Here is a 25,227-nt window from a genome sequence, read left to right as displayed (position 1 = left end):
GGAGGGGAAAGAATGATTGAGCTGTTGTTAGTTGATGATGAGCCCTATGTTACGGAAAGTTTAGCCCGTACTATTCCATGGGCTGAAATTGGGGTAAAGCAGGTGCATCAAGCGGCATCGGGTGCTGAAGCTCTGCAAATTATGGAACAGCAGGCTATAGATATTATGGTTACGGATATTTCAATGCCAGGAATGACTGGCCTGCAATTGATTGAAGCCGTGGGCGAGCAATGGCCAAATATTCGGTCCATTTTATTGACGGGTTATTCCGATTTTCAATATGCGAAAAAAGCTATTCAACTGCAGGCATTTGATTATATTTTGAAGCCGGTAAGTGATGATGAGTTTATCAAAAGCGTATCCAGTGCGATTGAATCTTTGAAAGATGAATGGGAAGCCCATGATAGATATCATTTGCTGCTGTATAATCGCAAAGCCGATTACAGTGTTTTGCGCGCTAATCTGATGCACGAATTGCTTCTCGGCAGGGTGCTGTCTGAGCGGACGCTGGCCATTAAGCTGAAGGAATATGAAATCTCCTTCCAGGCGGATGCTGAAGCGGCGATGCTGCTGATTCAGCTGGGTAAACATTATGCCGCAATGGATCACCATTCGGTCTCGTTAATGGAATATGCGATCGGCAACATTGCCGAGGAGCTTTTTAAGGAACAGTTCCATGTCTGGTTCTGCAAAGCGCCGCATGATTGCTTGATTCTGCTTGTTGAATTAAAGCCGGCTGTACAGCAGGAATTGGAGCAAATGGCTAACTATGAAGCTGCAAGGCAGCAAATCCTAAAAGCGGTGATCGCGAATTTCCGAATTAGTGTAAGCAATTACCTCAAAGGGGAGATTTCACTGATTGTAACGGAGTGGTTCACCTTTCCAGAGGGGATGACGGCTGCCTATCGAAGCGGCCTTAGCTCGATGTATTTGGCAGCACATGATGAATCCAGCTCCGTGCTGTTTTTGGATGACCGCCAGCATCAGGAGACGATCAGCATCAAATCGCTCGAATGTCTTTATCGTCCACCTACACTCATTCATCTGCTGGAATCCAAACAATGGGATACAGCAAGGCAAAAAATTGCTGACGTGTTCCGGGATATGGAGAATGCACGGTTTTCCAGTGAACATTTGTACGAGGTCTTTCTATCGATAACGAATGCATTTATGTATATCGCGCATAAGAGTGGTCAGTTCATCTCCAAGATCGACCAATATGCTTTAGATCCGTTGTTGACGCAGAGTATTATTGTTTCTTTTGATAAGCTTAAAGATTGGGCGTTTGATATGCTGGATAAGCTTCAGAAGGAGCTATCCGAAAGCGATCAGAATACGAAAAGTTATATTATCAAGCAGGTGCATGAGCTGGTAGGAAACCATTCGGGGCATGAGCTGTCTGTCAAAACCATTGCCGATCATGTATATTTGCATCCTGTCTACTTATCCAAGATTTATAAGGCTGAGACTGGGGAAGGACTTGGGGATTATATTATTCGGATGCGGATGGAACGGGCGCTCTATCTGCTTAAAAATACGAATAAAAAAATCTATGAAATCACCTCTGAGCTTGGATATCAGAATCCGCAATATTTCAGTAAGATGTTCAAAAAACACTACAATATGACACCAAATGAATTCCGGGACGGATAGAGGTTGAGAAAGGTGCAGAAACCTTGTTTAAATGACGTATTCGGGCTAAGCGCCGTTCCCTATAATTAAATTGTAACCAACACTTATGGAATCCAAGGGGGAACAAAATGAGCGCGATGAAGAGAAAAAGATGGCTGCCGCTCCTGTGTATGAGCATGCTTTTGGCGGGTAGCCTTGCGGGTTGTTCAGGCAATAACGCTGCTAATAGTAAAGACACTGCTGGAGATAAAACAGCTGGTGAAGCGACTGCAAATACAGCTTCTAATTCTGAAAACGCCTACAAGGATAAATACGATCCTGAGGTTACATTTACAACCGCATGGGGCGTGGACCCTGAGCTTAAATTCAAAAACGGTGAAAGCATTGAGAATAACGTGGCTACAAAATGGGCTAAAGAAAAATTCGGCATCAACATTAAGTCCCTTTGGTCTATCACAGATACGAACGGCGCATTTGGTACGAAGCTGCGTTTATCCATGTCTTCAGGTCAGGACATGCCTGATGTCGTAACCATCGGTACAGCCGACAACACGATTGCACAGGACTTGATCGATTCCGGCATGTATGCAGATGTAGGAACTTTGTTTGATAAATATGCTTCAGATACTTGGAAAGAAGCGATGGCACAGGATCCTAACGTTTGGAATCAATACAGCCGTGATGGCAAAAGAATGGGTCTGCCTGTTCTCGATTATGCATATAACCATGATTACATTCTGTGGATCCGCCAAGATTGGCTGGATAAGCTGAATATGCAAGCCCCTAAGACGATCGAAGAGCTGGAAAAAGTGATGGATGCGTTCAAGAATCAGAACCCTGATGGCTTGGCACCAGACAAGGTAACTCCACTTAGTATCGGCTTCAAAACAACAATGAACACTTGGATGGGCGATCCATCTTGGATCTTTGGTGCTTACGGAACCTTGCCACAGCAATGGAATCTAGATGCTGATGGTAAACTAGAATACGGCTCGGTAAATGCTGGCATGAAGCAAGGGCTAGAAAAACTGAAGGAATGGTTGGCGAAAGGTTATATTCCTCAGGAAGCAGCTCTTTGGGATGAGAACAAAACTGCCGAACCAGCAGTTGCAGGTACAGCAGGGATTCTCCCGGGTCCTTACTGGATGAGCGGCTGGCCGCTTCAGGATACCGTGAAGAACTCTCCAGATGCAGTATGGGCTCCAATTGAAATTCCAGCGGGTCCGGAAGGAAAAGTTATGCGTCATGGCACACAATTCACTAACGGTGTAACTTTGATCAGCACGAAAATGAAAAATCCAGAAGCCTTCTTTACTTATCAAAACTATCTGTTCGATAACTTTGCTAATCCAACGCCAGGCAGTGAACTGGATAACGGTCTTTTTGCAGGATACGACTATGAGCTAGACGCGAACGGCAAGATGATCGAAAATGATAAAATTGCTGGCGGTTATGTGAATAGCGTTCGTTATATGCTGGTTCGTGACGGTGCCCGGATCCCGGATGCCCAAATGAAAGCACTCCTTAACCTGGCAGATGGCGCAGAGCCAACAACCCGACTGGAGAAGGACGTAGCTGTGAATTATGGTAAAGATACCCCTGCGGCTGCCAAAGTTCTGCTGGCGCAAGAGGATAAATCCTTTAAGAATATGTTCACAGGTCCTACGACCGAAACTATGAAATCGAAGATGGACTATCTGAACAAAATTGAGAACCAAACGTTTAATGAAATCATCTATGGCAACAAACCGCTGGATGCATTTGATTCCTTTGTAGCAACCTGGAAATCAGGTGGTGGCGATCAAATCACTAAAGAAGTTAACGAATGGTATGACAGCGTAAAATAAGGTTTGGATTAAGTTTGACTAGGTAAAAAGCGTAAACGGGACCATCTCTTCAGCCGTAGCATTAGGCTTTAGGGAGGGTCCCTGTTTGCGTTTGAAGTCCTCTTTTTTCAATGTGATAAAGAGATTGCTTTTGTACCATATATATTGGTTTTGCTCGCTATTTGAGGAATTCGGGCGTTGCTATAATTTGAGTATGGTTACAGAAGAACTTGACACGATATGGGGGACCAAGGATGAGAACACTAAAAAAAACATGGCCTTTTCACTTGATGTTATTGCCGGCGATGATATTCCTGATCATCTTCAGCTTTATTCCAATGGGCGGAATTGTGATGGCATTTCAGGATTATAAGCCATGGCTGAAAATTTCAGGCTCGGCATGGGTTGGATTGGACAATTTCCGTTATCTATTTGAACGTAATGACAGTATGCAGGTCATTTGGAATACATTGATTATTGCTGTTCTAAAAATGATTTTCAATCTGGCTGTACCGTTTGTATTCGCCATTTTGTTAAATGAGATTCGCAAGGTATACATACAGCGTACTATTCAGACACTGGTATACTTGCCTCACTTTTTATCTTGGGTTATTCTCGGCGGGATCTTGCTGGATTTGCTTGCTACAGATGGTTTTGTCAATCAGATCTTAGGCAGCATGGGTTTCAAACCCATCTTTTTCTTAGGGGATAACAACTGGTTCCGGTTCACAGTTATTCTCACAGATGTGTGGAAGGAATTTGGTTATAATACGATCGTTTTCTTAGCTGCTCTAGCAGGAATCAATCCATCATTATATGAAGCTGCTGAAATAGACGGCGCTAACCGCTGGAAGCAGACACGTTTTATCACGATGCCATCTCTATTGCCAATGGTTGTGGTGGTAGGTACCTTGGCTCTTGGAAATGTATTGAACGCAGGGTTTGACCAGATCTTCAACCTCTACAATCCACTGGTCTATCAGAAAGGCGATATTATTGATACCTTCGTGTACCGCACGGCTATTCTGAATGGTGAGATGGGCTTTGGTACGGCAATCGGACTGTTTAAGTCGGCCATTAGCATGATCCTAATTCTCGTCTCGTACAGTTTGGCTAAGAAGTGGGCAGGATATCGCATTTTCTAATCTACCAAAGGAAGAGGGAGACAACTTATGTATTACAAAACAAGAGGTTATCGTATATTCAACGTGTTTAATACTTGCTTTCTAATCCTGCTCGCACTGATGTGTATTGTACCTTTGATTCACGTGCTGGCTGTATCCTTTAGTGCGAAGTCGGCAGCGGATGCCAATTTGGTAGGGTTATGGCCAAAGCAATTCTCTCTGGAAGCTTATAAAAAGACAATAAACAATCCGATCTTTCTACACTCCATCTGGGTATCTGTACAAAGAACCATACTCGGGACTGGACTTACACTTTTAATCACTTTTCTGGCAGCCTATCCGTTGTCCAAAGAAAACTCAGCTTTCAAGGGCCGTAATGTCTACTCTTGGTTGTTCGTTTTCAGTATGGTGTTCAACGGCGGATTGATTCCATTTTACATTGTGATTCAAAAGATTGGTTTGATGGATTCCTTCTGGGTACTTGTTCTGCCAGGTGCGGTAAATACGTTCTTGGTGATTCTGATGCTGAACTTCTTCCGTGGTATTCCAAAAGATCTGGAGGAGGCCTCGCTAATAGACGGAGCCGGACATTTCCGAACGTTGTTCAGTATTTACTTGCCGATTTCTCTGCCGTCGATCGCTACGATTGCCTTGTTCAGCATGGTATTCCATTGGAACTCCTGGTTCGATGGACTATTGTATTTGAATAATTCCAAACAATTTCCATTGGCGACATTCCTGCAGACGGTTATCATTCAGCGGGATATGAGCTCCATGAGCATCAATCCAAAGGAAATGGAGCTGATCTCGCAGACGACGGTGAGAGCCGCGCAAATATTTATCGGAGCCGCTCCAATTTTGATCGTATATCCTTTCCTGCAAAAATATTTTGTTAAAGGGATGACACTTGGTTCTGTAAAGGAGTAGCAATGATGACAACCACATTTATCAATGGAATGGATATCTCGTTTCTGGATGAAATTGAGCAGGGTGGAGGAGCGTATTACAGCGGTGCTGAAGAGTCCGTTGAGAACGCTGAGGATTTGCTCTACATTCTGAAAGACAATGGCGTGAACGCGATCCGGCTGCGGATTTGGAATGATCCTCCGGGCGGTTTCTGCAATCTAGAACGTACGCTGATTATGGCACGCTGGATGACTTGCGATCTAATCTGAATGAATTGGCGGAGCGGTACAATAAGGATATTATTGTTGTTGAAACAGCTTATCCTTGGACGCTGAATGCACCTGAAGGTTTCCCCTTAATAGTAAGTGAGGAAAAGCAACTGCATGAAGGTTATTCGGCTACAGTAGAGGGTCAGACTAATTATATGAAAGATTTTATTAGTGTAATTGAGAATATACCTGACGGTAAAGGTATTGGGTTTTATTATTGGGAGCCAGCCTGGATTCCTTCGCAAAAGGAATGGTCCGTGGGACATGAGAATGGTTGGTCCAATCTGACCCTGTTTGATTTTGCGGGAGGGAAATTGGATTCGCTTGAATTCTGACATATTTAGAATTGAAACAAAAGACAGCTTAAGGTTAATTACCTTGAGCTGTCTTCTTTTTAATTTCCAGAAGAAGGATTGGCCTTTCCTGATACCTATAAACAAGCAACATTTCAGTATTTCAAGAAATTGATTCAGAGCAGCAAGAGTAAAAATAAGGCTTTACTCCCATACTACCGTTATCTTGGACCTGAGCTTCACCATAACCTTTAGGAGGAATGCGGATGAAACAACATTCTGCTCCCACCATCTATATACAGCTTAAAAATCGGGTGATGGTTCCCAAGGGTAAAGGTGTCACGTTGGGTGATATTGCTTTTTTGATAGCGGAGCCTGAACTGAAAGAGTCGTTGGAGACAATTCTCTTAATGAAACCGGAACAAAGTGACGGCAATCTGATTTTAATTGATCTGTTGATGGTTATCCCCCGGATATATGAACTTATACCGAATGCGGACATTGAACCGATCGGTGAAGGGAGGACGATTGTGCAGATTGAGAGTCAGGTGGAGAGACGGAAACCTTCGGTGGCGATGTTTGTTTTAGTGTGGCTGCTGCTTTTCTTTGGGTCTGCTCTGACGATTATGAACTTTCATGCTGATGTAAATATGCTGGAGGTCCAAATTCGAATTGTGGAGATGCTAACGGGTCATCGGGATGAGCATCCCTATATATTTCAGATTGCTTATTCTTTGGGCATCGGGTTTGGGATGGTCATTTTTTTCAACCATTTATTTAAAAAGAAGTGGAACGAGGAGCCTACTCCGCTGGAAGTGGAAATGTATCTGTATCAGAAGAACATCGACCAATATGTCATCAATGAGGAATACAGCAAGATGAGGCGCCGCAGTGAAAACCAATCTGAGAATACGGAGGACTGAAGATGACGGCACCCATAGCACTGGGACTAAATTTGCTGCTGGGCATTGCGGGTGGTATTGCTGTAGGCGGTGGAGTGATTGCTCTATTTGTTGTGCTCGATATGGTGCCGCGTCTGGCGCAATTAACCTCTTCTTACGATAAAGTTCATTGGTATGAAGGCGCGATGGTTGGTGGATCTTTAGTAGGTACTGTTAGTGATTTTTGGAATTGGAAAATTACCTCAGGTCCTCTAGTTGAACTTGGTGTAGGACTATTTGATGGGATTTTTGTCGGGATGCTCGCTGCAGCATTGACCGAGGTATTAAATGTGCTGCCGATACTCGCTAAACGCTTAAATATGACACATTATCTATTCGGTCTGTTAATGGCGATGGTGAGTGGGAAGGTTGCGGGTTCTTTGTTCGACTGGTTTGTATACCGACAGTAAACAGGGGGTTAGGAAATGAGCAAGTTTATACACAGCGGTGATTCTGCACCGGAAGATGACCATCTGGAAGATAATGCTGCAGCTGCTGCAGCAATGAAGACAACTGCAGCGGATCTAGTTGCAGATCACACAGAACCTGAAGGCGCTCCAGCTAGCGGGGGAAGTGAAGATTCAGTGGAAAATTCTACAACATCTGAAACTAGCCCAGAGCAGCAGGATACAGAGGCATCAGCCGAATTAGGCACTGAGCAGCAGGATGCAGAAGCCACTGCTGAGCAGGGAACAGAGCAGCAAGATGCGGATGCCACTGCGGAGCAGGGAACAGAGCAACAGGATGCAGAAGTGACTGCCAAGCAGGGAACAGGGCAGCAGGATGCAGAAGTGACTGCGAAGCAGGGAACAGAGCAGCAAGATGCAGAAGCGACTGCGGAGCAGGGAACAGAGCAGCAAGATGCAGAAGCATCGGATGAGCTCGGCAATCAGGAGCCAAATGAGCCGAGTAAAGGTTTTTTTGCCAGGTTATTTGGCATGGATTCAGAGGATTCGGAATCAGATGATGAGGCACAGGATCAGAATGCTCAGGCAGCAGGAGGCACAGATAACGATGCCGGAACTGGAGAGGGATCTCAAGCTCAACCGAAACCTTCAAAGAAGCAGGCACAGCAGCAGTCTCAGAACAAGGGGAAAGATAAGCTGCAAGACAAACGCGATAGTGAGCATTCTAACTCATTAAAGGAATCCGTTATTTATTGGCAAGGCAATGATCATATCCCAGGTTCTCTACAAGAAACAAAAAACACGCTGACCGAAGTGATGGGGCTGGGATCAAGTTTTGATGTGACGTTTAGAGAAATGTCCTTTGGGGGACATAAGACAGCTTTACTCTGCTTAAGCGGATTCACCAACGAAGATGTAACGGATGAAATTCTGAAACGATTAACCTACCTTTCTTCAGAAAATCTGTCCGCAGGTGTATTAGGTAGCTTTATGAACGAATACATCCCTCATATTCAAGTTGAAGAGGGTAGTGTATTAAGCGAATGTTTCGATAAAGTATTAAAAGGAATGAGCGCACTATTTATTGAGGGTGAGAACAAAGTTATCCTAATGGATACTCGATCTTACCCCATGCGAAGTCCTGATGAACCCTCGATTGATCGGGTGGTGCGGGGTGCGCGCGATGGTTTTACAGAAACCCTGCTTAGTAATATTTCACTTGTAAGAAGACGGATACGTGATCCGGGGCTGAAGCTTGAAATGTTTCAAGTGGGACGGCGGACACGGACAGATGTCTGCGTGGCTTACATCGATGATATCGTTGATAAAACACAGGTAACGTCAGTCATCGATAAAATCAACAGCATCGATATCGATGGTATCCCACTGGCGGATAAGCAATTGGAGGAAGCGATTATCGGCGGAGGGTGGAACCCTTATCCTATGGTGCGTTATTCTGAACGCCCTGACGTTGTAGCCTCCAATTTATTGGAGGGACGGGTCATATTGTTCGTGGATACCTCGCCCATTGTAATTGTTCTTCCGACTACCTTTTTTGATCTTTGCCAGCATGCGGAGGAGAATCGCCAGACTCCTTTTATGGGGACATATCTTCGGTGGGTCCGTTTCATCGGCATCTTCGCTTCCATGTTCCTGCTCCCGTTATGGATGCTGCTTGTTATCCATCCGGAGTTAAAGCCTGCTATGCTGGATTTTATCGGCCCGCAAAAGACAGCAAGAATTCCTATTCTCGCTCAGTTTCTGATTGTAGAGCTTGGGGTTGATTTACTGCGGATGGCCGCCGTGCATACCCCAACACCTTTAGGCTCAGCGATGGGTCTGATTGCAGCCATATTGATTGGTGATATAGCGGTGCAGAGCGGTCTGTTTGTAAACGAAGTAGTACTGTATATGGCGGTAGCCTCAATCGGTATGTTTGCGACTCCGAGTTATGAGCTGGGTCTGGCGAATCGTATAGTCAGGCTTGTGTTATTAATTGCCGTAGCGGCGTTCCAGGTACCAGGCTTTATGATTGGCACGACGTTACTGACTATTTTCTTAACCACTCATCGGTCCTATAACTCCTCATATATGTGGCCGTTTATACCTTTTAATGCAAAGGCAATGAGTGAAATTCTATTGCGTAAACCGGTCTTAAGTTCGAAGGAAAGGCCGTCTTTTAACAAAACCAGAGACAATACCAGAATGCCGCCATCTCAAGAGAATGAGTAACAATCGTAGGAAAATACAAAACTACTGCAAATTAGTCCATTCAATGGAGTTCCCACTGTCTGTTATACTGAATACACTAAGACAGGGTGGAACCTTGATATTCCACAGAAATTGGAGGACTAAAGAATGTTTCTACACGGTACTAGCCGCATTAACGATGCTGGGCATTTGGAGATCGGCGGATGTGATGTAACTGAATTGAAAGCGGAATATGGAACCCCGCTATATATATTGGACGAGCAATTGGTTAGACAACGTTGCCGGGAATATATGGATGCTTTTAAAGCCTCCGGCCTTGGTTTCCAAGTAGCTTACGCAAGCAAGGCGTTTTCAGTAATGGCAATGGTTCGTTTGGCTGATGAAGAAGGTTTGTCACTGGATGTTGTATCTGACGGCGAACTATATACAGCTTTGCAAGCTGGCTTCCCGGCAGAACGTATTCATTTTCATGGCAACAATAAGACATCTGAAGAGATCGAAATGGCGATTGATGCCAAAATCGGCTGCTTCGTAGTCGATAATCTGGTAGAGCTTAACCTTTTGCAGTCCATTGCCGCACGTAAAGAAGTTAATGTGAACATCTTATTGCGGGTTACACCAGGTGTAGAAGCGCATACTCATGAATATACCGCAACGGGCCAGACGGATTCCAAATTCGGCTTTGACATCGGTAATGGATCGGCCTATGAAGCAGTGAAAGCAGCAGTCAGCAAAAAGAATATCACGCTGCTTGGTGTGCATTCCCATATTGGTTCGCAGATCTTTGAAACTGATGGTTTCCAGCTAGCTGTTGAGCGTGTGGCAACTTTTGCCCGCAGTGTTAAAGAAGGCTTGGAAGTGGACTTCCGTGTAGTCAATCTTGGCGGAGGTTTCGGCATTCGTTATGTCGAAGGAGATACCCCATTACATGTTTCTGAATATGTAGCAGCGATTACGGATGCAGTGAAGACTCATTTTGCGGGAATTTATAGTGCTTTGCCGGAAATTTGGGTGGAGCCGGGCCGTAGTATTGTTGGAGATGCAGGTACTACATTGTACACTGTAGGATCTAACAAGGACATTCCTGGCGTACGTAAGTACGTTGCTGTTGATGGTGGAATGACCGACAATCCACGCCCTGCTTTGTATCAGTCTAAATACGAGGCCTTGCTTGCTAACCGTGCTAACGAAGACGCAACTGAGACTGTCTCCATCGCTGGTAAATGCTGCGAGAGCGGAGATATGTTGATCTGGGATGTAGAGCTGCCGAAGGCTGAAAGCGGCGATTTGTTGGCTGTAGCCTGCACAGGTGCGTATAATTACTCCATGGCCAGCAACTATAACCGTCTTCGCCGTCCGGCTTTAGTATTCGTACAGAACGGACAAAGCGATCTTGTAGTGCGTCGTGAAAGCTATACGGATCTTATTGCCAACGACATTGTACCAGAGCGTATCGCCAAACAGACAGTTGTTGCTAAGTAATAGCCTGCTGCTGTAAGGTGGGTAAAGTTGAGCAGCATATAGAGCAAGCAGGAAAGTCTCCTGCTTGCTTTGCTTTGTGCGTGGTTTCATAGTAATATAATTGAGGTATTCTAAATTTGTTAATTTTGAAAGGGGTCATTTACATATGGCAAAGCAAGCGAAAATCACTCTAGAAAATGGTGGCGTAGTGCTGCTGGACTTGTTCGATCAAGATGCACCTAACACTGTAGCTAACTTTGAAAAGCTGGCAAAAGAAGGTTTCTACAACGGATTGACATTCCACCGTGTTATCCCTGGTTTCGTTGCTCAAGGCGGATGCCCTAACGGAACTGGCTCTGGCGGCCCAGGTTACACAATCAACTGCGAAATTAACCCAAACAAACATGAACGCGGAACACTTGCTATGGCACATGCAGGTAAGAACACAGGCGGAAGCCAGTTCTACATCTGCTACGCTCCACAACCACACTTGGATGGAGTACACACTGTGTTTGGTAAAGTAGTAGAAGGCATGGATCTTGTTGATGCTTTCAAAGGACGCGACAAAATGACTTCGGTAGAAATCATCGAAGCTTAAGATTTAATAGTTAAAGCCAGTCTCCGAATATCGGGGCTGGCTTTTTTGTGTTGTTAAAGAATCCGCCTAACCTGTCTACGCCGTGAATTGCGCCGCTCTGGCAGCCAGAAGAATATCAAATACATAGCTAGAAACACAGTGAAGGCAAACAGCTCTTCAACAAGCAGGTAATAAGGATAAGGTCCAAAATAATCCAATACGGAATAGGTACTAGGTTTCTGAGATAGGAACATGTAGTTTGAACCTAGGAAGTAATTAGCAGTCCAGATGCAGGCCGCCACAATATTGAGGCCGAGCATGGTGATGAGTAACGATCTCCAAGTCGGCTTGTAGCCCTCAATCCAGGTCATATAAAGAGATGCCAGAATAATAGAACCATGAGCTATAAAAAACAGGAGAAAGCGGAAATGAGGGAACGGATAAACTAGGTTAGGGGTGAGCAACGCAATAAATGCTCCGCCGATCCCGGCAAAGTAGAGAAAGGAATAAAGGGTTCGACTGCGTGAAATTAACATGATAATAGACAGCAGTAGAGTGATTCCACAGAGCTCGAACGGTAATGAGGAGCTGGAGCGCCAGATGTTCTGAGAGATGTACCACATTTGCAGCCCGGCTTCTGAGACTACAAGTAGAATGATTAGCAGCAAACGCACGCTTTGCCGAAGTCTTGAATCTGTACGAATTTCAAACCGTAAGCCATAGAGCAGTAGACAACTTAACGCAATGATAGACAGCGCAACCCAATGCGAAGATGAGAACATGATGAAATCCTCCGCGTGCTGGCGATCAAAAAAAGATGAAAGCTGCATAGACGAACCTCCTTTGAACGTGAAAACATCCATCAAAAATAAAGTTTGAGAATTTTAATAATCTTGATTCTAGATATCCATAAAATGGGTATATATGTATATGTTCTGTCAACTCCACCGCATAAGGAAGACTTTTCATTATATTAACATAAGATGGGGCGTAGGGCGCGGAATTACATATGAAGCTTATGAACATGCAGGGGTGGAAAACAATTAGAACAAGAAAATGGAGGCAACAGGAACATGTTTAAGAAAAAAATAAGTGTAATGGTCATTATTTTGATGCTTGTGGCCCAATATGCCTATGGCATCGGATTTGCTCCGCAAGTAAAAGCGGCTGCGATTGATGACGAAAGAAATATCATCACCAGTGTTTCAATGGCTGTGTACGGGCCAGATGGAATCACGGTCACGAACAGCGTATACGAACAAGATGCTAATGTTACCTTGGATTATAATTGGTCTCTTCCTAAAAATCATAATTACAAGCAAGGTGACACTTTTACTTTTCAGCTTCCAGAACAGTTCCGGCTATTTAATGATTTTAACGGTCCCTTGGTCTCTGAGGATGGAGATGTAGGGAGCTTTGAAGTTAGGCAAATTTCACATGAAGTGATAATGACTTTTAATGACTACATAGAAACGCATGATGACGTGCAGGGAACGCTGCGGTTAAATACTAAATTCGATAAACAGAAAATCTCGGGCAGTACTATTCAAAATATTTTATTTCCCGTGAGCGGCGGTATTCAGACAGTGACAGTGAATTTTAAACCAAGTGTTGGATCGACTATAGAGAAGAGAGGTATTCCCGAAGGCTTCAATGCGAACCAAATATTATGGACTGTTGATGTCAATAAGTCTTTGGAAGCCGTGGGGAATGCCATTGTGACGGACCCCATCCCTTCAGGCTTATCATTAAATACTCCAGTCACTGTGAGCGTGTATCACCTCAGCATTCAATTGGATGGTTCAGTAACGGAAGGAGCATTGCTCGACACAAGCAAATACTCTGCAGAGCTCTCCGGAGGGTCACTTATTGTCCGTTTTACGGAGCCTGTGATTAAAGAGGCTTACCGTATTGTATATTCCACAGGGATTATTAATGACCATCAGCTAACCTTCACCAATACTGCAACTTTTTCAGGAGATGGGCAAGAGCCTGCCAGCTCCTCTGCCACAGTGAATGTAGAACGTGGAGGAAGCTTGAAAAAGTATTCCACGAGCTATGATGGGGGCAAGCAGATCATTTCCTGGGCAATTGAATATAACTACAATGAAAAGAACATCCCGCAAGGAAACGCTGTGTTAACAGATTTGTTCGATGCTTCTCAAGAGCTGATAGCCGATTCGCTAAAAGTATATGCTGTGCAGCTGGATTCTTCCGGTGGTGCAACGTTAGGCAAGATTTTGACAAAGGATGTTGACTACACGCTTGTTCCCACGTCAGACGTTCATAAGGCTGGATTTGTATTGCAATTTGCACACGATGTTACATCACCATATCGAATCGAATATAAAACCAAAGCGATAAAACGCGTGTTTGAGGATGCCACCATAACTAATACAGTATCTGATAGTACGTATAGTGATCAGGCTACCCGATTAATCCGGTCTTCCATTCTTTATAAGACTTTATCAACCGTAGATTATCAGAATAAAACATTGGGTTGGAAGGTCACATTGAATAGTGATAATTACCCGATGAGTCATGTTACAGTTACCGAATCTTTCCCATTTGGCGGCCTAAAGTTTATTCCAGAATCACTGGTGATTAGAAATCTGAATGGGAATGTTTTAAATCCGAATAACTATGATCTAGTGTACAACTCACCTGTCGAGCCTAATAAAGGCTTTAAGGTAGTGTTTAATTCACCGATATCTGGTCTTTATACGATTAGCTATACTACAGAATTTAACAAGGATTGGATTTGGGCTAAAACTGAAAATTTCAATAACAAAGTTCGGCTAGACTGGATGGACACTACTGAAGCCTTACGCACGATAGAAGCAGAAGGGTTATTCATTCCTAGACCTGAGGCGAAAAACAATGGATTTAAAGGGGGGGCCTACGATGCTTCAACTAAAAAAATTACTTGGTCGATAGGCGCCAATTATAATGGCAAAACCCTCGAAGCTCCGGCGCTTGTTGATATTTTAAAATCAGGCCAGTCCTTGGTTCCGGGTTCACTAAAAGTTTACACTATGAATATTGCAAAGAATGGTGACCCTACCAAGGGTGCAGAAGTGAATCCTAATAAATATACCTATAGCATAAATAGCGATAATGAATTAAAGGTTATTTTTACAGATAAGATTAACTCCGCTTTCTACATTGAATTTAATACAAGTCTTGAAGGGCAAATAATAGGCTCTACTATTGAGAATAAAGCTAATCTCTATGATGGAGCAAAAGTGGTTTCCAAAGATTTGACCGCCTCCGTAAAAATTCCTTTTGGAGAGGATTATGTGCTGAAGGACGGTACACAAAACGGGGATAAAATGGACTGGAGCCTGCAAATTAACCGGGGGCAGTCCACAGTAAAGGATGCATTAGTCAAAGATACTCCTAGTGCTAATCAAATTTTGCTGCAGAATTCATTCCATCTGTATCCTACGGCTGTAGCTGTGAACGGAGATATCACGAAAAGCGGCCCTGAACTGATTCAGGGTATTGATTATAGCGTAGTTATTACAACGGATGCCGATGGAAAACAATCCTTTGAGTTAAGCTTTGCCAAGGAAATCAGCAGGGCATACATTCTCGAATATCAATCCCTGATTGTGGCTAACACTGGAGACAAAGTAATAAATACTGTACATTTCAGTGGTTTTAACGGCAGCGAAATAAGGAAAGAGACCTCCAAAGAAATTATTGTCGGGGTCTCCAGCGGTTCTGGCACAGTCAGCGGGGTTAGAGGCACCCTCAATATTAAGAAGCTAGATGCTGAAGATAACTTAAAAGCGCTTGGTGATGCGACTTTTGCATTGTATCGACTAAATGGAGCGGAACGTGTATTGATTAACAGTCTAACTACAGATGCAGAGGGTACAACTACATTCAATAAAATATGGCTGGGTAGCTATGTATTGGTGGAGACAGCAGCTCCAAATGGTTACGTGCTCGATACATCCGAGCATCCAGTGGAGATTCGTTCCTCGTCAGCGATTCAACTGGTGATTACGAATCAAAAAGCAGTGGAGCCAACGCCTACGGCAACACCAGAACCAACCGATGCTCCAACAACAACACCAGAGCCAACCGTAACACCTGCACCATCAACAACGCCAGCACCTACGGCTTCTCCATCACCTGAAGTGACTGCTGCACCTACAACAATTCCTACAAGCAGCACATCAGGAGGTTCGGTGGTACCTACGTCTACAAGTTCACCCGTACCCGGAGTAATTATTAATGATCCAGCTGTTCCAGCTGGTCCTGGAAATGCGGCCGATCTAGGATCCGCGACATCAACCGATGAGGGAACTCCTGAGCAAGAGATTACCGAAGAAATTCCATTAGGAGAAGTTGATATCGACGATGAAGAAGTACCAAAAGGTACGGTGAACAATAGCACTTCAGGTGCTCCTCAGCTGCCGAAGACAGGTGAGAATAGTCCTTTGCCTTTGTATCTGTCGGGAATAGGGTTGATAGCCATAGGATTTGTTTTGAACCGAGTATTTAGACGTAGAGGTAAGACGGAGTGATCGAGATTAGTGTGATTTAAGATTTTTATGCAAAAGCACCCAGCATGATAAATGCCGGGTGCTTTTGTGCTTTTTTTTGAAAATTTTATGGCTGATTCTTAAGTGTACCGGCGTTTTCTGAGGGGCTTAGATTATACCGCAGCCATTCGCCTTCTTTTTCACTTGAGACATTCCAGCCGAGCTGTTCCGCAACAAAGGCTAGCGGGACTAAAACTTTTCCTCCTGCCACTAGCGGCGCAGCATCAATGGTGAGAGCATAGTTAAATAAGATAGATAACAAGATTAGAGGAACATATCTATATTCCAATACCCGTAAAAAACTAAAGAGGCGAGGGTAAGCCATACCTTAGCATAGAGTGTGAGACGAAGACGATTCAGAATAAAATATCCGGCCAGCACGATAGGGCAGAAAACCAAACATAAAGGGATACGAATTAAATAGCATAACAACAATCCTCACTTATAGCAGATTTGGTATGAAATCACTATAAGTCAGAGATCTTAAGGCTTTATGTTATGAAATCTTATCATTTTCTTAATGGATGAGATTGTACAAAAAATCCCTGCAAGCATTATTCGCTCACAGGGAAAGAGGTTTCAAATTCAGTTTGTTTGCGTGTGCTTTTGGCTGTAATGGTTCCGCCGTGAAGCTCTGCAATACTCTTGGCTATGGCGAGCCCTAAGCCACTTCCGCCTGTCTCTCGGGAGCGGGATTTATCGACACGATAAAATCGTTTGAATAAGTGGGGGAGGTCGGATGCAGGGATAGGAGTACCGTAATTCGTACATAGAGCAACTATTCTATCGTCTTTTCTAACAACAGAAATGTCTAGAATTTTTCCTTCCTTACCGTATCTTACGGCATTGGTAAATAGGTTCTCATACAATCGCACCAGCTCGTCCGCATCTCCGTTGATGATCAGAGGTGCTGTATCCGTATGAATACGGTAGGTCATATCTGCTTGTTCCAGTACGGGTGCAAATTCCTCAATCAGCTGTTCGAGCAGCTTGCCGAGATCTACAGGCTCAATATTTAGCGGTAATCCGCTGCTGCTGACGCGAGTGTATTCAAATAAATCGTCGATTAGCTTTTTAAGAGTCAAAGATTTCTCATAGGCAATATTCACATAATAACGCAGCTCAACCTCGTTTTTATAACGATCCTTCTCCACATATTCAAGGAATCCGAGAACAGAGGTTAGTGGGGTTCGGAGGTCATGGGACACACCTGTGATTAGTTCGTTTTTGGCTTTTGCAGCAGCTCGTTCTTCCTCTATAGCAGATTTTAGCTTGCCAGCCATAGTGTTCATATTTTCAGCGAGCTTTCCGAGTTCATCCGTACCTGTTACCGGCACCTTGAAAGACAAATTGCCATCCGCAATGGCCTGAACTCCGCTCGTAATGTTATGAAGATTCTTAGTTGTATTTCTGGACAGTTTTAGGATGAAAAAAATAAATAAAGGAATCCCTATAAGAATCACAACTGGCGTTGATCCAATGGTATTGATCACCCAGAGAATGAGTCTGACTCCCCAAAAGGAGCGTGAAGGATTTAACCACAGCAATAGTGAAGTGCCATAATAGCCGCCCATTAAGATTAAAGCGGTGAGTGCTAGGCTCGTTAAGCTGAAGCCAACTATTTTCCAGGATAGGGTATCGAATCGTTTAAAGTTCAACTAGAAGGACCTCCTTTTTCCAGTTTGTAGCCAACGCCCCATACCGTTTTTAAGTATTGTGGTTTACGCGGATTTTCTTCTATTTTTTCTCTGATTTTACGAATATGCACCATGAGTGTATTGTTGCTTTCCAGGAATTGTTCTTTCCATACTTTGGCGTAGATCTGCTCCATGCTTAGGACTTGTCCCTTATTACGGGCGAGCAGTTCTAGAATCGCAAATTCTCGCGGGGTAAGTTTAACTGGCTGATCATCCACACTAATTTCATGCGTAACCGAATTAATAACTAGGCCATCAATGATGATTTCATCCTGTTTGGCGTTTAGATCTGCCATGTAATTTCGAGTTCTGCGCAGCTGGGATTTAACACGGGCAACTAACTCCAGCGGACTAAAAGGTTTCGTAACATAATCATCTGCACCTACGCTAAGTCCGGTGATTTTATCAAGTTCCTGCCCTTTAGCAGATAACATGATGATCGGAAATTTTTGCGTTTCACGAATTTTAATACAAGCCTCAATGCCGTCCATATTAGGCATCATGATATCAAGAACCATGAGGTCTATAGTCTCTCTATTGATAATTTCGAGTGCTTCCAGCCCGTCTTTGGCAGTTAACAGCCGGTAACCCTCGTTCTCCAGATAGATCTGCATTAGTTTAATAATCTCGGCTTCGTCGTCCACCAATAGCAGCGTTGCGTTGTGCATTTCTCAGCGTCCTTTCTTGCTAGTAAAGCGCAATTCTTGCTATAAGAAGTATACAACATTTTCTTGTTTGGAAGCCTCATTTGAAGACCCGTGAAGGCAAGACCAAATCCCCCACAGCATTATGCCAGTTTATTTTTCTTTTTAGCTTGCTCTGATCGCTGTGCCTCATCCATGTGGTGATCTGTGGATAATACATTCTCAGCCATGGCTCTAACAGTAAGAAGAAAAATTCTTAAACCTTATTTAACAGGAAACTTCTTAACAGCGGTGGCAGGTAAAAGTAAAGGGAAACTTAATAGTTTCTTAACAAGTCTTAAGAATTAGGAAGCTACTATGCTATAATAATTTCAAATTATATATGTTGGGGGTTATTTGGAATATGTGGAAAGAATTTAAAGCTTTTGCCTTAAAAGGAAATGTTCTTGATTTAGCGGTTGCGGTCATTATTGGAGCTGCATTCGGAAAGATTGTAACTTCATTAGTAAATGACATTATTATGCCAATTGCAGGTTTGCTTACGGGTGGTATAGATTTAAAGGATCGGGTGCTTGAAGTCACTACGGACCTGAAAATACCTTACGGACTATTTTTACAATCGGTTGTTGATTTCTTTATTATTTCGTTCTCTATCTTTCTGGTGATCAAGCTCGCCAATAAATTTCAGCGCAAAGAAGCCGTTAAAGTTGAAGTGGTAGAGACTCCAGCACCTGCAGAGGATATCGTGCTGCTTACGGAAATTCGTGATCTTTTGAAACAACAAGAACGTGGTTTGTAATCATGAAATATAACCAAGAAGCGCCAGGAGTCCTTGTCCTGGCGCTTCTTGGTTTCCTTTTATAAACTCAGTACAATCTATAATCTAGTTACAAATTTTAAGTAAATATAATAAACGCACTTGCATTTCGCTGGTGTAAGTGATAATTTTGTTAGTAAGGAAAACTTGAACCTCAATTAAATAAAGGATCAATCCTTCAGGGCAGGGTGTAATTCCCTACCGGCGGTGATGCTGTTGTAGAAGTAACTTATTTAGTTCATCTACAGTGCTCAGTCCGCTACCCGGCTCGCGTTGTTGACGCGAACGGTGGACCTGGTGAAATTCCGGGACCGACAGTATAGTCTGGATGGAAGAAGGAGAGGTTGACCGCTTGTCTGCAATGGACTGGCGGATCGCAGTGTTTTCATATAATCATGTGCGATATTTCACAATACCCGTCGATTGACGGCTATTTAAGCACACTTTTATTTGGACTGCCGATTAACTCTCGCATAACCCATCTTGAACTCCTCCTGGAGAATGAGATGGGTTTTTCTGTTTTTTTAGCTTAAGAATTGACAGCAGTGGATAGGAGGAAGAAATGGACAACATGAATGATGAGTTTTATATGTCGCTAGCACTGGACATGGCCGAACGTGCCCAAGGACAGACGGGAATTAACCCTGTTGTTGGCTGCGTTGTGGTGAAGAATGGAGCAATGATTGGACTCGGAACTCATTTACAGCGAGGTACGGGGCATGCCGAGGTGCACGCCTTGAATATGGCAGCTGGGCAAGCACAGGGCAGTACGGCATATGTCACACTAGAACCGTGCAGCCATTATGGAAAAACTCCACCTTGCAGCCAAAGGCTGATCGATGAAGGGGTAGCTAGGGTTGTAGTTGCTTGTGAAGACCCGAACCCTCAGGTGGCAGGGCGCGGAATTCAAATGCTGCGTGATCAAGGGATTGAGGTCGAAGTAGGCTTGCTGCGTGATCGCGCGCTTCGATTGAATGAGCGTTTTATCAAATATATTTTGACAAAACAACCTTTTGTTACGCTGAAGAGTGCAAGTACGCTTGATGGCAATCTAGCTACCAAATCTGGTGACAGTAAATGGATTTCGAATGGGGAAGCGCGGGAGATCGTACATACGCTGCGGCATCGGAATCAGGGTATCATGGTCGGTGTGAATACAGTGATTGCTGATAATCCCTCTCTGACAACAAGAACAGAAGTGCCTGGCATTAACCCGATGCGGATCATCATTGATTCCCAGCTACGTATTCCTCTGGATTCGGCAGTTGTAAGTGATGGTCTAGCGCCTACACTTATTGTAACAACGGATGCTGCAGATCCTGCTAAGAAGGCTGAACTGCTGGAAGCAGGCGTTCAAATCGTTGTGTGCGGAGCAGGTCCAAGAGTGGATCTGAAGGCGGCCATGATAGCCCTTGGCGAAATGGAGATTGGCTCTATTTTGCTGGAAGGCGGGGGGACGCTGAATGGCTCGATGCTGGAGAGCGGGCTAGTGGATCGTGTGATTCTCTTCTTCGCTCCAAAAATTGTCGGCGGTGGTGCAGAAGCGAAAGGGACTTTCGTATTTCCGGGTGTAGAGCTGATGAAAGATGCGATCTCACTTGAAGGATTGGAAGTAAAAGTGCTAGGAGATAATGTATGTATCAGCGGCACTCCAGTACGCTAACAAAAGCTATGCAAGAGTGAAATTGAGGAAGTAATGCTTTTTAGGGGGGATATCATGTTCACCGGATTAATTGAAGAGGTTGGTGTTTTGCGCAGTGTCTCCGCCGGTGGGGAAATGATGGTGCTGAATATTGCCGCTTCGGTCATCATGGATGATCTAAAAATCGGTGACAGTGTGTCCGTCAATGGGGTTTGCCTCACGGCGACAACTTTGGGCGATCATTCCTTTACAGTGGATGTAATGCCGCAGACCTACCGGAATAGCAACCTGAAGGAACTGAAGCCCGGCAGCCGGATGAATCTGGAACGAGCGATGGCAGCCGGCGGGCGTTTTGGAGGGCATATTGTTCAAGGACATGTTGATGGCACTGCCATTATTAAGAGTGTGAAACGTGATCAGAATGCTGTTGTATTCGAGATTGCACCGGATCGTAAATCACTATTTAAATATATTATCCCCAAGGGGTCGATCACGATCGACGGCATCAGTTTAACTGTAGTGAAGACTACGGCCACATTGCTTGCAGTGTCCATTATTCCGCATACGTTAGGGGAAACAGTTCTGACGCACAAACGGGCCGGGGATAGTGTAAATATCGAGTGTGATGTACTTGGCAAATATGTAGATCATTTATTGCATTATGGCTCAGCCGCTCAAGATGAGGGAGGCGAGAGCCGCTCCGGGATTAGTCATGATTTTTTGGCGGCGAACGGGTTTGTTTAAATAAAGAGTTTGCTTACGAAGAAGGGAATAATCTTTCGTAAAGCTTTTAGGAGGATAGGATCATGAGCGAGCAATCGAAAAAGGAAAGTGTCTTGGATCCGATTGAAGAAGCAATATATGACTTAATGCGCGGTAAAGTCATCATTGTAGTGGATGATGAAGATCGTGAGAATGAAGGGGATTTTATTGCCCTTGCTGAACGTGCGACACCAGAGGTCATCAATTTTATGATTACGGAGGGACGTGGATTGGTTTGTATGCCTATTACCCAGGAGCGTGCGGCAGAACTTGAACTGCAAGCCATGGTAACCCACAATACCGATAATCACGGTACGGCTTTTACCGTATCTGTTGACCATAAAGATACAACCACTGGGATCTCTGCGGGGGAAAGATCTTTGACCGTTAAGGCCATGATTGATCCAAAAGCGAAACCTGCTGATTTCCGCAGACCGGGGCATATGTTCCCGCTGATTGCGAAAAAAGGTGGCGTTCTGCGCCGCTCCGGACATACGGAGGCTGCTGTTGATCTAGCGCGGATGTGTGGCGCTTATCCAGCTAGTGTCATTTGCGAGATTATCAAGGAAGATGGCTCAATGGCCCGCTTACCTGATCTAATCGAAATTGCCCGCAAGCATGATCTTAAGCTGATCAGCATCAAGGATCTTATTCATTATCGAAATGAAAAAGAACAACTCGTCACGCGAGAAGTGTCTGTACGACTTCCTACCGACTTTGGGGATTTCCAGACCATAGCTTATACAAATGAAGTGGATGATAAAGAGCATGTAGCTTTGGTAAAAGGCGATATTTCCGGCGATGAGCCAGTACTTGTACGTGTTCATTCCGAATGTCTGACGGGTGATGTATTCCACTCCCATCGCTGCGATTGCGGCCCGCAATTTGAAGCTGCGCTGCGGCAGATCGAAACTGCCGGTAGGGGCGTGTTGCTCTATATGCGCCAAGAAGGCAGAGGCATCGGCCTTATCAATAAGCTTCGGGCTTACAAGCTGCAAGAGGAAGGTCTTGACACTGTAGATGCGAATCTAAAGCTTGGTTTTCCAGCAGATCTGCGTGATTATGGAATTGGAGCACAGATTCTGAAGGATCTGGGTGTGCGCCAAATCCGTCTGCTCACGAACAACCCGCGTAAGATCAAAGGGCTGGAGGGTTATGGGTTGGAAGTCGTTGAGCGCGTGCCGATACAAATGCCGGAGAACAAGGACAACACCAACTATCTCCACACGAAGCAAGCGAAGCTTGGACATATGCTGTCTTTTGACGATATTGAACAAAATGAGGATTCGAAAGCCTAACCATACATTATAAAAAACGAAGGGTAGATGATGGATATGCCGAAATATTTAGAAGGACACTTAGTTTCTGAGGGGTTAAAATACGGAGTTGTTGTAGGACGTTTTAATGAATTTATTACCAGCAAGCTTTTGTCAGGTGCACTCGATGCCTTTAAACGCCATGGTGTCGGTGATGATGAAGTGGATGTTGCTTGGGTTCCAGGGGTATTTGAAATTCCATTGATCGCGCAAAAAATGGCTGAAAGCGGCAAATATGACGCTGTAATTACCTTAGGAACGGTTATCCGTGGTTCTACTACACACTATGATTATGTATGTAATGAAGTTGCCAAAGGAGTAGCCGCTATCAATCTTAAGACCGGCGTGCCGACCATTTTTGGCGTAGTTACTACTGAAAATATTGAACAGGCCATCGAGCGTTCAGGAACCAAAGCAGGCAATAAAGGCTGGGATGCTGCGACTGCTGCGATTGAAATGGCGAATCTTAACAAACTGTTTAAGTAAGTCAGCTATTGACGAATCAGTCGAATTCGTGCTTATTTATAGTATAAGAAGAAAGCATGGATTATAAGAGCCCTTTCTACTTGTGTAGCGTCCAGACGGGCGCTGCACTTTACTTTTTTTGGCGGGAGGATGCTTCGTGACTGTATTGTACAAGCTGGAGACGTTTGAAGGTCCGCTGGATCTGCTCTTGCATTTAATTGATAAGGCGGAAATCGACATCCAGGACATTCCGGTCGCCGAGATCACCGAACAGTATATGGAATACCTGCGTAGCATGCAGGAGCTTGAATTGGATATTACGAGTGAATTTCTCGTGATGGCCGCTACCCTTTTATCTATAAAGAGCAAGCTATTGCTGCCCAAACCACCGGTCATTGAGATCGATGATTTTGAATATTACGAAGAGGATGAATTTGATCCACGAGCTGAACTTGTTCAGCGACTGATTGAGTATCGTAAGTTCAAGAGTATTGCTGTACATTTAATGGATATGGAGAGCGAGCGGAGCTTGATTTTTACGAAGGAGCCTGAGGATTTGGGTCCATTCGTGCCAGAAGAGATTGATCAAACGCTAAAAGGACTACATACCTCAGACTTAATAGCCGCTTTTCGTAAAGCGCTAAGTAAGGCTGCCAGAAGGTCTTCTTACCAGCGGATCACCCGGGATGAAATATCGGTAAAAGATCGTATACGTGATGTATCAGATGCGCTGCAGCGCAGAGGAACAGGCGGTAAGCTGCATTTCTCGGCACTGCTTCACGATGAAATGGCACGGCACGAAATCGTAGTTACTTTTCTTGCGATTCTGGAACTGATGAAAATGAAGGCGATTTTTTGCTACCAAGAGAAATTGTTTGATGACATCGTAATGGAGTGGAGAGGAGGAGAACACTTCAATGGATTACAAAACGCTGAAATCGATTATTGAGGGCCTGCTGTTTCTATCAGGGGATGAAGGAATCTCTGTGCGCCAAGTGGCTGAAATTACGGAACAGCGCCCAGAGCTTGCGGCTGGAGCCTTAGAGGAACTGAAAGAAGATTTTGTAGCACAGGAGCGGGGCTTACAGGTAGTGCAAATTGCCGGGAATTATCGCCTGGCTACATTGCCTGATCATGCCCACTATTTTGAGCGTCTGGCCTATTCACCATCCAGATCAACCTTGTCTCAGGCCGCCTTAGAGACTCTTGCAATCGTGGCTTATCGCCAACCGATTACGCGGGTGGAGATTGAAGAAATCCGGGGTGTGAAGTCGGAACGCGCAATTCATACGCTGAATAACAAGGATTTGATTCATGAGGTTGGTCGTGCGGAAGCGGTAGGCCGGCCAATTCTGTACGGGACGACTAAATCCTTCTTGGAGAGTTTTGGTCTTGCCAGTCTAAAGGATCTGCCGGAACCGACAAACTTTGAGTCCACGGATAATTTGGAAGAAGAGACACAGCTATTGTTCAATAAGCTGGACACTCAAATGACTTTTGAGGATGTCGAGCTGCCATAGTTCGTACGAGAACGCTAATAATTGTATTGAAGGGACTGCCCTTAAACCATTTATGTGGTTTGGGACAGTCCCTATTTTTATTTAAGCTCATATTTTTTATGCAAACCCCGAATTTTTTCCAGCTTAAATTGCCATACTAAACCAAAGGTTCCCATTATTAA

General features: G+C 44.3%; 23 protein-coding genes and 1 riboswitch. Of the genes, 19 read left to right on the top strand and 4 right to left on the bottom strand.

Going from position 1 to position 25,227, the window contains the following annotated elements:
- Positions 1-12: 12 nt before the first annotated feature.
- The 11 genes from MKZ09_RS23675 to MKZ09_RS23625 all read left to right on the top strand — a co-directional run bounded on the left by MKZ09_RS23675 (position 13) and on the right by MKZ09_RS23625 (position 11,668).
- Positions 13-1,653 carry a response regulator gene (locus tag MKZ09_RS23675; RefSeq protein ID WP_076204195.1) on the top strand — a complete coding sequence of 547 codons (1,641 nt, stop codon included), beginning with the start codon at positions 13-15 and terminating at the stop codon, positions 1,651-1,653.
- Between the two features lie 107 nt (positions 1,654-1,760).
- Positions 1,761-3,479: an extracellular solute-binding protein gene (locus tag MKZ09_RS23670; protein WP_076204198.1), complete on the top strand. Its 1,719-nt coding sequence runs from the start codon at positions 1,761-1,763 to the stop codon at positions 3,477-3,479.
- Between the two features lie 233 nt (positions 3,480-3,712).
- Entirely contained in the window at positions 3,713-4,603 is an 891-nt protein-coding gene (locus tag MKZ09_RS23665) for an ABC transporter permease (protein ID WP_036676126.1), read from the top strand.
- Between the two features lie 27 nt (positions 4,604-4,630).
- Positions 4,631-5,509 (top strand): carbohydrate ABC transporter permease, encoded by an 879-nt coding sequence (locus MKZ09_RS23660; RefSeq protein ID WP_036676128.1) that lies wholly within the window; start codon positions 4,631-4,633, stop codon positions 5,507-5,509.
- Positions 5,510-5,511: 2 nt separating this feature from the next.
- Complete coding sequence (locus MKZ09_RS23655) at positions 5,512-5,757, top strand: glycosyl hydrolase 53 family protein (RefSeq protein ID WP_305953769.1); 246 nt, start codon at positions 5,512-5,514, stop codon at positions 5,755-5,757.
- Positions 5,742-6,092, top strand: coding sequence for a glycosyl hydrolase 53 family protein (locus MKZ09_RS23650; RefSeq protein WP_076204204.1), 351 nt, complete (start codon positions 5,742-5,744; stop codon positions 6,090-6,092). Before MKZ09_RS23655 ends, MKZ09_RS23650 begins: the two co-directional genes overlap by 16 nt.
- 224 nt (positions 6,093-6,316) lie before the next feature.
- On the top strand, positions 6,317-6,973 hold the full coding sequence (locus tag MKZ09_RS23645; protein ID WP_036676129.1) for a stage V sporulation protein AA: 657 nt from the start codon (positions 6,317-6,319) through the stop codon (positions 6,971-6,973).
- Positions 6,974-6,975: 2 nt separating this feature from the next.
- Entirely contained in the window at positions 6,976-7,401 is a 426-nt protein-coding gene (locus MKZ09_RS23640) for a stage V sporulation protein AB (protein ID WP_036676132.1), read from the top strand.
- 528 nt (positions 7,402-7,929) lie between these two features.
- A complete protein-coding gene (locus MKZ09_RS23635; RefSeq protein WP_076204415.1) occupies positions 7,930-9,630 on the top strand; it encodes a spore germination protein in 1,701 nt (566 codons plus the stop codon).
- A 126-nt stretch (positions 9,631-9,756) separates the two neighbouring features.
- The gene (gene lysA, locus MKZ09_RS23630) at positions 9,757-11,091 is read left to right on the top strand and encodes a diaminopimelate decarboxylase (RefSeq protein WP_036676133.1); all 1,335 of its coding nucleotides are present in this window, start codon (positions 9,757-9,759) and stop codon (positions 11,089-11,091) included.
- A 145-nt stretch (positions 11,092-11,236) separates the two neighbouring features.
- The gene (locus tag MKZ09_RS23625; protein ID WP_036676135.1) at positions 11,237-11,668 is read left to right on the top strand and encodes a peptidylprolyl isomerase; all 432 of its coding nucleotides are present in this window, start codon (positions 11,237-11,239) and stop codon (positions 11,666-11,668) included.
- A gap of 53 nt (positions 11,669-11,721) precedes the next feature.
- On the opposite strand, the gene MKZ09_RS23620 is transcribed toward MKZ09_RS23625, so the two are convergent.
- On the bottom strand, positions 11,722-12,477 hold the full coding sequence (locus MKZ09_RS23620) for a YwaF family protein (protein WP_076134716.1): 756 nt from the start codon (positions 12,475-12,477) through the stop codon (positions 11,722-11,724).
- A gap of 243 nt (positions 12,478-12,720) precedes the next feature.
- Here MKZ09_RS23620 and MKZ09_RS23615 point away from each other — a divergent pair, with 243 nt between their 5' ends.
- The gene (locus MKZ09_RS23615) at positions 12,721-16,185 is read left to right on the top strand and encodes a collagen binding domain-containing protein (RefSeq protein WP_076204207.1); all 3,465 of its coding nucleotides are present in this window, start codon (positions 12,721-12,723) and stop codon (positions 16,183-16,185) included.
- 85 nt (positions 16,186-16,270) lie between these two features.
- Here the strand turns inward: MKZ09_RS23615 and MKZ09_RS34525 are convergent, their stop codons facing one another.
- From MKZ09_RS34525 to MKZ09_RS23605, 3 genes are all read right to left on the bottom strand, one after another.
- A complete protein-coding gene (locus MKZ09_RS34525) occupies positions 16,271-16,528 on the bottom strand; it encodes a stalk domain-containing protein (RefSeq protein ID WP_111504895.1) in 258 nt (85 codons plus the stop codon).
- 229 nt (positions 16,529-16,757) lie between these two features.
- Positions 16,758-17,861, bottom strand: coding sequence for a sensor histidine kinase (locus tag MKZ09_RS23610; RefSeq protein WP_076134714.1), 1,104 nt, complete (start codon positions 17,859-17,861; stop codon positions 16,758-16,760).
- Positions 17,858-18,568, bottom strand: a complete 711-nt coding sequence (locus MKZ09_RS23605) for a response regulator transcription factor (RefSeq protein WP_076134713.1) — start codon at positions 18,566-18,568, stop codon at positions 17,858-17,860. The genes MKZ09_RS23610 and MKZ09_RS23605 overlap by 4 nt, the downstream gene beginning before the upstream one ends.
- A 379-nt stretch (positions 18,569-18,947) precedes the next feature.
- Between MKZ09_RS23605 and mscL the strand changes: the two genes are divergently transcribed.
- The 7 genes from mscL (at position 18,948) to scpB (ending at position 25,066) form a co-directional block, all read left to right on the top strand.
- The gene (gene mscL / locus MKZ09_RS23600) at positions 18,948-19,343 is read left to right on the top strand and encodes a large-conductance mechanosensitive channel protein MscL (RefSeq protein ID WP_076127447.1); all 396 of its coding nucleotides are present in this window, start codon (positions 18,948-18,950) and stop codon (positions 19,341-19,343) included.
- Between the two features lie 188 nt (positions 19,344-19,531).
- Positions 19,532-19,705: riboswitch (FMN riboswitch) on the top strand.
- 218 nt (positions 19,706-19,923) lie between these two features.
- Positions 19,924-21,024 carry a bifunctional diaminohydroxyphosphoribosylaminopyrimidine deaminase/5-amino-6-(5-phosphoribosylamino)uracil reductase RibD gene (gene ribD, locus MKZ09_RS23595; protein ID WP_076204212.1) on the top strand — a complete coding sequence of 367 codons (1,101 nt, stop codon included), beginning with the start codon at positions 19,924-19,926 and terminating at the stop codon, positions 21,022-21,024.
- Positions 21,025-21,078: 54 nt separating this feature from the next.
- Positions 21,079-21,747, top strand: a complete 669-nt coding sequence (ribE, locus tag MKZ09_RS23590; RefSeq protein WP_076204215.1) for a riboflavin synthase — start codon at positions 21,079-21,081, stop codon at positions 21,745-21,747.
- Between the two features lie 62 nt (positions 21,748-21,809).
- On the top strand, positions 21,810-23,063 hold the full coding sequence (locus MKZ09_RS23585; RefSeq protein WP_076127453.1) for a bifunctional 3,4-dihydroxy-2-butanone-4-phosphate synthase/GTP cyclohydrolase II: 1,254 nt from the start codon (positions 21,810-21,812) through the stop codon (positions 23,061-23,063).
- Between the two features lie 36 nt (positions 23,064-23,099).
- Positions 23,100-23,567, top strand: coding sequence for a 6,7-dimethyl-8-ribityllumazine synthase (gene ribH, locus MKZ09_RS23580; protein WP_036676377.1), 468 nt, complete (start codon positions 23,100-23,102; stop codon positions 23,565-23,567).
- Positions 23,568-23,703: 136 nt separating this feature from the next.
- Positions 23,704-24,495, top strand: coding sequence for a segregation and condensation protein A (locus MKZ09_RS23575; protein ID WP_036676147.1), 792 nt, complete (start codon positions 23,704-23,706; stop codon positions 24,493-24,495).
- Positions 24,464-25,066 (top strand): SMC-Scp complex subunit ScpB, encoded by a 603-nt coding sequence (gene scpB, locus MKZ09_RS23570; protein ID WP_076204219.1) that lies wholly within the window; start codon positions 24,464-24,466, stop codon positions 25,064-25,066. Before MKZ09_RS23575 ends, scpB begins: the two co-directional genes overlap by 32 nt.
- Positions 25,067-25,227 lie beyond the last annotated feature (161 nt).

Source organism: Paenibacillus sp. FSL R5-0908 (genome assembly GCF_038006245.1).
In the GTDB taxonomy this organism is placed as follows: Bacteria; Bacillota; Bacilli; order Paenibacillales; family Paenibacillaceae; genus Paenibacillus_AQ; species Paenibacillus_AQ odorifer.
The sequence above is the reverse complement of the archived record's forward strand: the minus strand, read 5'-3'. Positions and strand labels throughout refer to the sequence as shown.